This window comes from Aeromonas sp. (assembly GCF_050252055.1).
In the GTDB taxonomy this organism is placed as follows: domain Bacteria; phylum Pseudomonadota; class Gammaproteobacteria; order Enterobacterales; family Aeromonadaceae; genus Aeromonas; species Aeromonas caviae.
The window spans coordinates 146,321-154,352 of the sequence record NZ_JBFWLQ010000001.1; the positions used below are offsets into that span (position 1 = coordinate 146,321).

At 65.6% G+C, this 8,032-nt stretch carries 5 protein-coding genes, 2 tRNA genes and 1 pseudogene; 3 read left to right on the top strand and 5 right to left on the bottom strand.

Translation table 11 applies throughout. The features are described 5' to 3' along the window. Positions 1 to 153: 153 nt before the first annotated feature. Genes dsrO through AB7E19_RS00660 form a run of 3 tightly spaced genes read left to right on the top strand, consistent with a single transcriptional unit; the run spans position 154 to position 5,145 of the window. Positions 154 to 942 carry a sulfate reduction electron transfer complex DsrMKJOP subunit DsrO gene (gene dsrO / locus AB7E19_RS00650; protein ID WP_052815173.1) on the top strand — a complete coding sequence of 263 codons (789 nt, stop codon included), beginning with the start codon at positions 154 to 156 and terminating at the stop codon, positions 940 to 942. After that, positions 932 to 2,038, top strand: coding sequence for an NrfD/PsrC family molybdoenzyme membrane anchor subunit (nrfD, locus tag AB7E19_RS00655; protein WP_427934468.1), 1,107 nt, complete (start codon positions 932 to 934; stop codon positions 2,036 to 2,038). The genes dsrO and nrfD overlap by 11 nt, the downstream gene beginning before the upstream one ends. Beyond that, the gene (locus AB7E19_RS00660) at positions 2,038 to 5,145 is read left to right on the top strand and encodes a tetrathionate reductase subunit A (protein ID WP_427934470.1); all 3,108 of its coding nucleotides are present in this window, start codon (positions 2,038 to 2,040) and stop codon (positions 5,143 to 5,145) included. The genes nrfD and AB7E19_RS00660 overlap by 1 nt, the downstream gene beginning before the upstream one ends. Before the next feature lie 56 nt (positions 5,146 to 5,201). On the opposite strand, the pseudogene AB7E19_RS00665 reads toward AB7E19_RS00660, so the two are convergent. The 5 genes and pseudogenes from AB7E19_RS00665 to AB7E19_RS00685 all read right to left on the bottom strand — a co-directional run bounded on the left by AB7E19_RS00665 (position 5,202) and on the right by AB7E19_RS00685 (position 8,032). Then, positions 5,202 to 6,507 (bottom strand): annotated as a pseudogene (locus AB7E19_RS00665) (endonuclease/exonuclease/phosphatase family protein). An 82-nt stretch (positions 6,508 to 6,589) separates the two neighbouring features. Next, the gene (locus tag AB7E19_RS00670; protein WP_029313880.1) at positions 6,590 to 7,321 is read right to left on the bottom strand and encodes an EAL domain-containing protein; all 732 of its coding nucleotides are present in this window, start codon (positions 7,319 to 7,321) and stop codon (positions 6,590 to 6,592) included. A gap of 101 nt (positions 7,322 to 7,422) precedes the next feature. Further along, on the bottom strand, positions 7,423 to 7,695 hold the full coding sequence (locus AB7E19_RS00675; protein WP_010673275.1) for a hypothetical protein: 273 nt from the start codon (positions 7,693 to 7,695) through the stop codon (positions 7,423 to 7,425). A gap of 136 nt (positions 7,696 to 7,831) precedes the next feature. After that, positions 7,832 to 7,916 (bottom strand) — tRNA-Tyr (locus tag AB7E19_RS00680). 31 nt (positions 7,917 to 7,947) lie between these two features. Next, positions 7,948 to 8,032 (bottom strand) — tRNA-Tyr (locus AB7E19_RS00685).

Sequence of the window (8,032 nt, forward strand, 5' to 3'; positions counted from 1 at the left end):
CCTTGGTCACAGTTCAGCAGGGCTGGGACATTTTTTATTGCGCTGGATCAACCCGGCTCCCGGTATGTGGAAAACCACAATAGAGGCGACTTCCTGCGTTGAGGACAATCGGCCCAACCCCTTTCAAGCCAGCTCAGCAGAAGGAAAGACGCCATGGAGCCCAGCAAGCGCCGATTGTTATCCGGGATCGCCGCCCTCACCGCAGGGGCGGCCCTGATCCCCGTCACCCAGGTTCAGGCGCAGTCCGTTCCCGCTCCCCGCAACGGGCGGGCGGCCATCAGCCGGGGGGACGGGCGCAAGCGTTACGGCATGCTGATCGACCTGCGCCGCTGCGTCGGCTGTCAGGCCTGCACCGTGGCCTGCACCATCGAAAATCAGCCCCCTCTCGGCCAGTTTCGCACCACGGTGAGCCAGTACGAGGTGAGTGACGTGGCCGCCCTCGAGGCTCCCGCCTCCCTCTTGATGCTGCCAAGGCTCTGCAACCACTGCGCCGAGCCCGCCTGCCTCGATGTCTGCCCCACCGGCGCCACCTTCCAGCGCGATGACGGCATCGTCGTGGTCAACAACGACTGGTGCGTCGGCTGCGGTTACTGCGTGCAGGCCTGCCCCTACGATGCCCGCTTCATCAACCACGAGACCAACACCGCCGACAAGTGCACCTTCTGCGCCCATCGGCTGGAGGCGGGGCTCTTGCCCGCCTGCGTGGAGAGCTGTGTCGGCGAGGCGCGCATCATAGGCGATTTGAACGACCCCAAGAGCCGGATCAGCCGCTTGCTGCGCGAACACGAGTCGGCCCTCAAGGTGCTCAAGCCGGAGGCCCATACCCAGCCGCGGGTCTTTTATCTCGGCATGGACGAGGCCTTCGTCAGCAAGGTCGACGGCAACCCGGCCCTGCGCACCCTGCTCACCGACGATGGCAAGGAGATAGCCCATGGTCATTAACGAACTGCTGGCCCCGGCTCAACCCATCACCTGGCTGCCCTGGGCGGTGCAATATTTCTTCCTCATCGGCCTCGCCTACGGGGCCCTCTGGCTCGGCGCGTTTGAGCTGTGGCGCAAGTCGCCGGACCCGCGGCTGCAGACCCTGGCGGCGGTGCTGATGGTGGCGGCCGGTCTGGTGGCTCCCATCGCCCTGACCGCGGATCTGCACCAGCCGGCCCGGGCCTGGCACTTCTATGCCCAGACGCGCTTTGGCTCCGTCATGTGGTATGGCGCGTATCTGCTGCCGCTGTTCAGCCTGCTCTCCATGCTGCTCGGCTGGCTGCTGCTAAGGCCAGCCCTGGCCCGGCGTGGCGCAGAAGGGGACAAGATCGCCCGCCTTGCCCGGCTGCTCTGTCTGGGAAACTGGTCGGGGCACGTTTGGCTGCGGCCCCTCTCCCTGCTGGCAGCCCTGAGCGGGCTCAGCATCGCCCTCTACACCGGGCTCGAAACCATGGCGGTGGCGGCGCGCCCGCTCTGGCATACCCCCTGGTTGCCCTGGCTGCTGACCCTGAGCGCCGTGCTGGGGGCCCAGAGTGCCCTGCTGCTGCTCAACCGCTTGTTGGCGGGCTGGCATGCCCAGACCGAGTCGACCCTGCTGCGCCAGAGCGGCTGGACCTTGAGCCTGCTGGCGCTCTCCCTGCTGGGCTGGGCCCTGTTTGGTGGCGCCTCGGCGGCAGAGGCCGCAGCCCTCTATCGGCTCGACCCGAGCTGGCGGCTGGCGGCCCACTGGCTGTTGCTGACCCTGGGGCTGGCCAGCCTGCTGATGCTGCTGCGGCCAAGGCTCTCTGCCCGCCTGGCACTCTGGGGGTTGGCGCTGCTGGGGCTGCACCTGGTGTGGGGCCTGCGCTGGCTGGTGCTGATCCAGGGGCAGCTCGCACCCAAGTACGGGGCTGGCGTCTACCTCTATGAAATCGCCTGGGGCCCGGCCGGTGTGCTCGGCATTCTCGGCACCTTCGGTCTGTTGCTGGCCCTGCTGGTGGCCCTCTCGGAGCTGGTGCGCCCCTCTGTTTCCTCTGCCATCAAGGCATCCACAACTTTTGCACGCGAGGCACTCTGATGGATCACAGCAAACGCAAGTTTCTCAAGGGCGCCGCCATCGCCGGTGGCACGGGCTTGTTCGTCGCCGGTTACAGCGACACCCTCAAGCAGGTGGCGACTGGCCTTGCCACCGGCAGCTCGGGCAAGCCGACCCGGGATCCCATCCATGGCAACTCGCTGGCCGTGGAGTACCGGGTTGACGAGCGGGGGGAGTTGCACCCCAACCCGGCCCAGCGGGTTGCCAACACCATGTGCCTCGGCTGCTGGACCCTGTGCGGAGTGCGGGCCCGCATCGACAACGAGCGCGACCAGATAGTGCGGATCCTGGGCAACCCCTATCATCCCCTCTCCGCCCGCCACCACATTGACTTCAAGACCCCGGTCAAGCAGGCGCTGCTCGCCACCAGCGGCTACCAGGAAGGGGGGCTGGACGGGCGCTCCACCGCCTGCGCCCGGGGCAACGCCATGCTCGAGCAACTCGACAGCCCGCAGCGAGTCACCCGCTGTCTCAAGCGGGTGGGGCCCCGTGGCAGTGGCCGCTGGCAGAGCATCCCTTTTGAGCAGCTGGTGGCCGAGGTGGTGGAGGGGGGCGATCTGTTTGGCGAGGGTCAGGTTGAGGGGCTGCGGGCCATTCGCAACCTCGCCGAGCCGCTCGACCCGGCCAACCCGGAATACGGCCCCAGGGCCAACCAGCTGCTGGTGAGCAACGCCTCGGACGAGGGGCGGGATCACTTCATCAAGCGCTTCACCTTCAACAGCTTCGGCACCCGCAACTTCGCCAACCACGGCGCTTATTGCGGCCTGTCGTTCCGGGTCGGGGCCGGCGCCCTGCTGGACGATCTGGAGAAGAACGCCCACCTCAAGCCGGACTGGGACGAGAGCGACTTCCTGGTGTTCATGGGCACCTCGCCCCAGCAATCGGGCAATCCCTTCAAGCGTCAGTCCCGTCAGCTGGCGGCGAACCGGGCGCGGCAGGGCAAGCCGTTCTCCTACGTGGTGGTGGCCCCCAGCCTGCCCAACACGGTGAACATGCCGTCCGCCCCTGCCAACCGCTGGCTGCCCATCCGCCCTGCCACCGACTCGGCGCTGGCCATGGCCATGTTGCGCTGGATCATCGACAACCAACGCTACGCCGAACCCTTCCTGACTGCACCCCATGCTGCCGCCGCCGAGCGGGCCGGCTATCGCGGTTTTTGCAACGCCAGCCATCTGGTTGTCTGCGACGAGGGGCATCCGCGCTTCGGCCAGATGCTGCGGGCCAGCGATCTCGGCTTGCCCTTTGAGGGGGAAGCCTATGGAGAGGGAGACGCCATGCTGGTAGAGGAGGCGAACAGCGGCGAGCCGAGACCCGCTGGCCAGTGTGAGCGGGCCAACCTCTGGGTGGATCGCCCCATTCAGGGCCCCAAGGGGGAGTTCATGGTCAAGAGCAGCTTCCAGCTGCTGGCCGAGGCGTGCCGGGAGCACTCCCTCGCGCAATACAGCGCAGAGTGCGCCGTGCCGGTGAGCGATATCGAGGCGCTGGCGCGGGAGTTCACCAGCCACGGCACCCGCGCGGCAGTGGTCTCCCATGGCGGTACCATGAGCGCCAATGGCTTCTACTCGGCCTGGGCCATCATGATGCTCAACGTCATGATTGGGAACTTGAACGCCCGGGGCGGCGCCGTGGCGAGCGGCGGCAAGTTCGATCCCTTCGGGGCGGGGCCGCGCTACGATCTGGCGAGCTTCCCCGGCATGGTCAAACCCGCCGGCGTCTTCCTGTCGCGCTCCAAGTTCCCCTACGAGAAGACCTCTGAGTATCGGCGCAAGCGCGAGGCGGGCCAGAACCCCTATCCGGCGCAAGAGCCCTGGTTCCCGATCTCGGGCCCATTGCTCGGCGAACACCTGACCGCGGCGGTGAACGGTTACCCCTACCGGCTCAAGGCCTGGATCAATCACATGGGCAACCCCCTCTACGGCCAGGCCGGGCTCAGCAAGGCCATCGGTGAGCAGCTCAAAGACCCTGCCGTGCTGCCCCTTGTTGTCAGCATCGACAGCTTCATCAACGAGTCGTCGACGCTGTCGGACTACCTAGTGCCGGACACCCTCACCTACGAGTCCTGGGGCTGGGCCACCGCCTGGCACGGGGTGATGACCAAGGTCTCCACCGGCCGCTGGCCCATCGTGGAGCCCCGTGTCGCCAAGACCGCCGAGGGAGATCCTGTCTGCATGGAGTCCTTCTTTATCGCGGTGGCCAAACGGCTGGGGCTGCCGGGCTTTGGCGAGGGGGCGCTCAAAGGGGCGGACGGCAAGCTGCACGGCTTGAACCGGGCGGCGGACTTCTCCCTCTACGGCGCGGCCAACGTCGCCTATCTCGGCGAGCCGGTGCCTCCTATCGGGCCTGAGGATCTTGCCTGGTCCGGGGTGGAACGGATCCTGCCGGTGTTGAATGCCACTCTGAGCGCGGAGGAGGCGGGCCGCGCCGCCTATCTCTTCGCCCGCGGCGGGCGCTTTGAGCCAGCGGCCAAGGGGCGCGATGACGCGGGTCAGCCGAGCAAGCGCTGGCCCAAGCCGCTGATGGTGTGGAACCCCGAGGTGGGCAGCCGCCGTCACAGCCAGAGCGGGCAGTTCCTGAGTGGCACACCGCGCTTCTTCCGCCCCCAGCTGGCGGACGGCACGCCGCTCAGGGAGGCGTTCAAGCCGGCCCAGTGGCCGCTGCTGCTCACCAGCTACAAGTCCCACACCATGAGCTCCATGAGCATCGGCTCGGATCGCCTGCGCCAGGTGAACCCCAGCAACCGGGTGCGGCTCAATGAACAGACGGCGGCGCAGCTGGGCATCGAGAGCGGGGACAGGGTGCGGGTCAGTACCCCGGATGGCAGCGTGATCGGGGTGGCCGAGTGCGTGGCCGGGGTGCAGGCCGATGCCATCGCCATCGAGCACGGCTTCGGCCACAAGGAGCTGGGGGCGCGGGAACATTGGATCGACGGCCAGAAAGTGGTCGCCAATCCGCTGCGCGGAGCCGGGGTCAATCTCAACGATCTGGCGGTGCTGGATCCCAGCCGCCATGGCCGCTACCCCCTGGTGGACTGGGCCATCGGCTCGTCGGCCCGTCAGGGGCTGCCGGCCCGGGTGGAGAAGCTGGTATGACAAACCAATGAAAACGGGGCCTGCGGGCCCCGTTGCTTGTCTGCTCTGCGTCACTGTCACAGTTTGAAGTCGACCCACACCAGGCGGTGATCCGAGCTGACGCCCTTGGCGATACCCAGCTTGGCGTCATACACCAGGTGGTAGCCAGGTTCGAAGCTGGCCGGCCAGAACACGCCGGAGGCGACCGCGTTCAGGTTGGCGGAGGGCAGCACGTGGTCAAGCTGCAGGCCGCTGCTGCTGGTGATGCGCTCCGGGGTGGGGCGGTTGTTGTTGCGCTTGCACTGATCCGGCTGGCTGGCGAGGCACTCGGGGCCACCTTGGCTGACCGGGATCAGGGCGCCGTTGGTGACGGCCTGGTTGACCAGCACATGGTTGTGCAGATCCTGAATGGCGGTGAGATCCCCATCGCCAATCTGGGGATCGGCGTTGAGATCGCCGGCGATGACGAACTTGGCGCCCGCGGGCAGGCCACCGGCCTTGCCGGCGTCATCCACCATGTAGCTGGCGGTCTCCACGTAATCCTGCCAGAAGGCGACTTCGGCCCGGTTGTGCTTGACGTTGTGGCGCGCCGCGTTGCCGAAGATGGGCGGGGTCGGGTGGGAGATGAGGAAGTGGATCACCTCCTCCTTGTTGCCGCGCTTGATGCGCACCGGTACGTCGGCGTGGTTCTTGGACGAGAGCGGGAAGGCCTGCCAGGCGGCATCGTCATACCAGGCATCGCCGCACTGGCGGCCGGCCGGGATCGGCGCCTTGGCATTGTTGCAGTCGTCGATGACGGGGTTCGTTTCGCCCGGCATGTCCTTCCACTTGAATGTCTGGAAGGTGCGGATCTGCTTGGTATCGATGGGGTACTGGGACATCACGGCGAAGGCGTACTGGCCGTGGTAGTTGCCAAAGCCCCAGGCGTCGTCCGGCCCATTGTTGATCTTGCCGTCCAGGTTGAGGTCATGGCCGCTCATCAGGCCGGTGTTGGTGGCGAAGTTCTGCAGCACCGGGTAGCTGATGGCCTTCACCTCGTCGTGCTGGGCGTGGGCCAGGTAGTTGTCGTTGAAGGCGTTGAGGTCCGTGGTGTCGGCGCCCTTGCCGTCATTGTCGAATTCGCTCAGCAGCAACACGTCTGGCCGGGTGCGCTGGATGATTTCGGCGATGTTGCGGATCTGCTGCACGTCGAGGGCCTTGGTCTTCTCGGCGCCGCTCAAGGTGCCGTCGGCGAGGCGGGCCAGCAGGGCATCCTGCTCGGTGCGGGTCAGGGCGAGCTCTTCCCCCAGCATGCCGGGTGCAGTGCGATCGAAGGCGAGATTGAAGGTGGCAAAGCGAACCATGGCGGGCCTCGGCGTCAGTGTGGCCGGGACAGCCTGCCATCTTTGGCAGGAAAATGGCAGCACCCTGCCGAATTTCATGGGAAAGGTGCCCGGGTTTCCCCCGTGACACGCAAGCGCTCGGCTCAGGCCCAGCGGGAGAGAGGGGAGGGAATGGCGTAGGCGTAGCCCTGCTGGTAGTCGCAGCCCAGCCGGTTCGCCACCTCGATATGGGCCTGGGTCTCCACTCCCTCGCACACCACGGCCATGCCGAGTCGTTGCAGGTATTTCACCAGCCCCGTCAGCATGTTGAGGGCATGGGTGCTGCGTACAGCCTGGAGCAGCAGGGAACGATCCAGCTTCACGATCTCGTAGGGGAGCATCATCAGGCGCTGGAAGTTGCATGCCAGGGAGCCGAAGTCGTCACAGGCGATGTGGGCGCCATGGGCTCGCAATACCTCGATCATCTCCCTGTGCTGGTGCTTGATCCTGACGTGTTCCAGCACCTCGAACCAGATGGCGATCCCCAGCTTGCGGGCCTGGAGCAGCACCAGCAACAGCAGATTGCGGTAGGTGGGGCTGGAGAGCGCCGGATTGAGGTTGATGGAGAGTGCATAGGGGCCTTTTTGGGCGAGCACGGGCAGATCGCGCATGATGGCCCTGAGCATGACGATATCCAGGTGCAGAGCATCATCCTCGCCGAGGGCGGCAAAATCGATGCTCTGATAACCCTGGTTGCCGGCATCCCAGCGCCTGGCCAGCACCTCATACCCCTTGACCTGACGATCCTGGCCGATGATGGGCTGATAAAAGGGGATGACGATATCCGCCATGCTGACCATGGCACTCACGGGATACTCTTCTTTGAACGCAAACATGGCTCTCACCTGACGGGAACATGGCTGCGCATCATACAGGGAGGGTCTAAAGGGAGGCTGTAGGAAGAGTCTGATAATGGGCGTGGGCAGAAAGGAGGGGGTCAGGGAAGGGCATGGCCCTGTGCAGGTGCGGCGCCAGCCAGGGGGGCTGCGTGCATGGCCTGGGCAAGCCAGGACCAGTCGAGCATGGGGGAGCCCGCCTTGAAGCGCTGATAGGCGCATCCCTGACGGATGGTCAGGAAGAGGGTGCTCGGCAGGCCGAGGCGGTTGAGGTAGCGCACCATCACGTCTCCCTGGTAATCCCGCAGCCGCAGTTGCAGCTCGGGCAGTGTCAGCCCGTGCTCGCGACCCGTTTCATCCCAGATTTCAAACATCTGTGTGCACTCCTTGCGACATGAGGCTCCACTGTTTCTAAAAAGTGCGGGGAGGGCAATTGTCAGATCTGACAGCGCCATATGGATTCTATCCAGAAAAGCGAAAACCCGGCGCGAGGCCGGGTTGTCTGAAGGATGGTGGAGGGAGAAGGATTCGAACCTTCGAAGGCAGAGCCGTCAGATTTACAGTCTGATCCCTTTGGCCGCTCGGGAACCCCTCCACAGGGGCATTGCATATTGTGTTCAGGAAGATGGTGGAGGGAGAAGGATTCGAACCTTCGAAGGCAGAGCCGTCAGATTTACAGTCTGATCCCTTTGGCCGCTCGGGAACCCCTCC

Excerpts from the sequence above, each read along its gene's own strand:
- dsrO (WP_052815173.1), top strand. The coding sequence starts at position 154 with ATGGAGCCCAGCAAGCGCCGATTGTTATCCGGGATCGCCGCCCTCACC.
- nrfD (WP_427934468.1), top strand. The coding sequence starts at position 932 with ATGGTCATTAACGAACTGCTGGCCCCGGCTCAACCCATCACCTGGCTG.
- AB7E19_RS00660 (WP_427934470.1), top strand. The coding sequence starts at position 2,038 with ATGGATCACAGCAAACGCAAGTTTCTCAAGGGCGCCGCCATCGCCGGT.
- AB7E19_RS00670 (WP_029313880.1), bottom strand. The coding sequence starts at position 7,321 with ATGTTTGCGTTCAAAGAAGAGTATCCCGTGAGTGCCATGGTCAGCATG.
- AB7E19_RS00675 (WP_010673275.1), bottom strand. The coding sequence starts at position 7,695 with ATGTTTGAAATCTGGGATGAAACGGGTCGCGAGCACGGGCTGACACTG.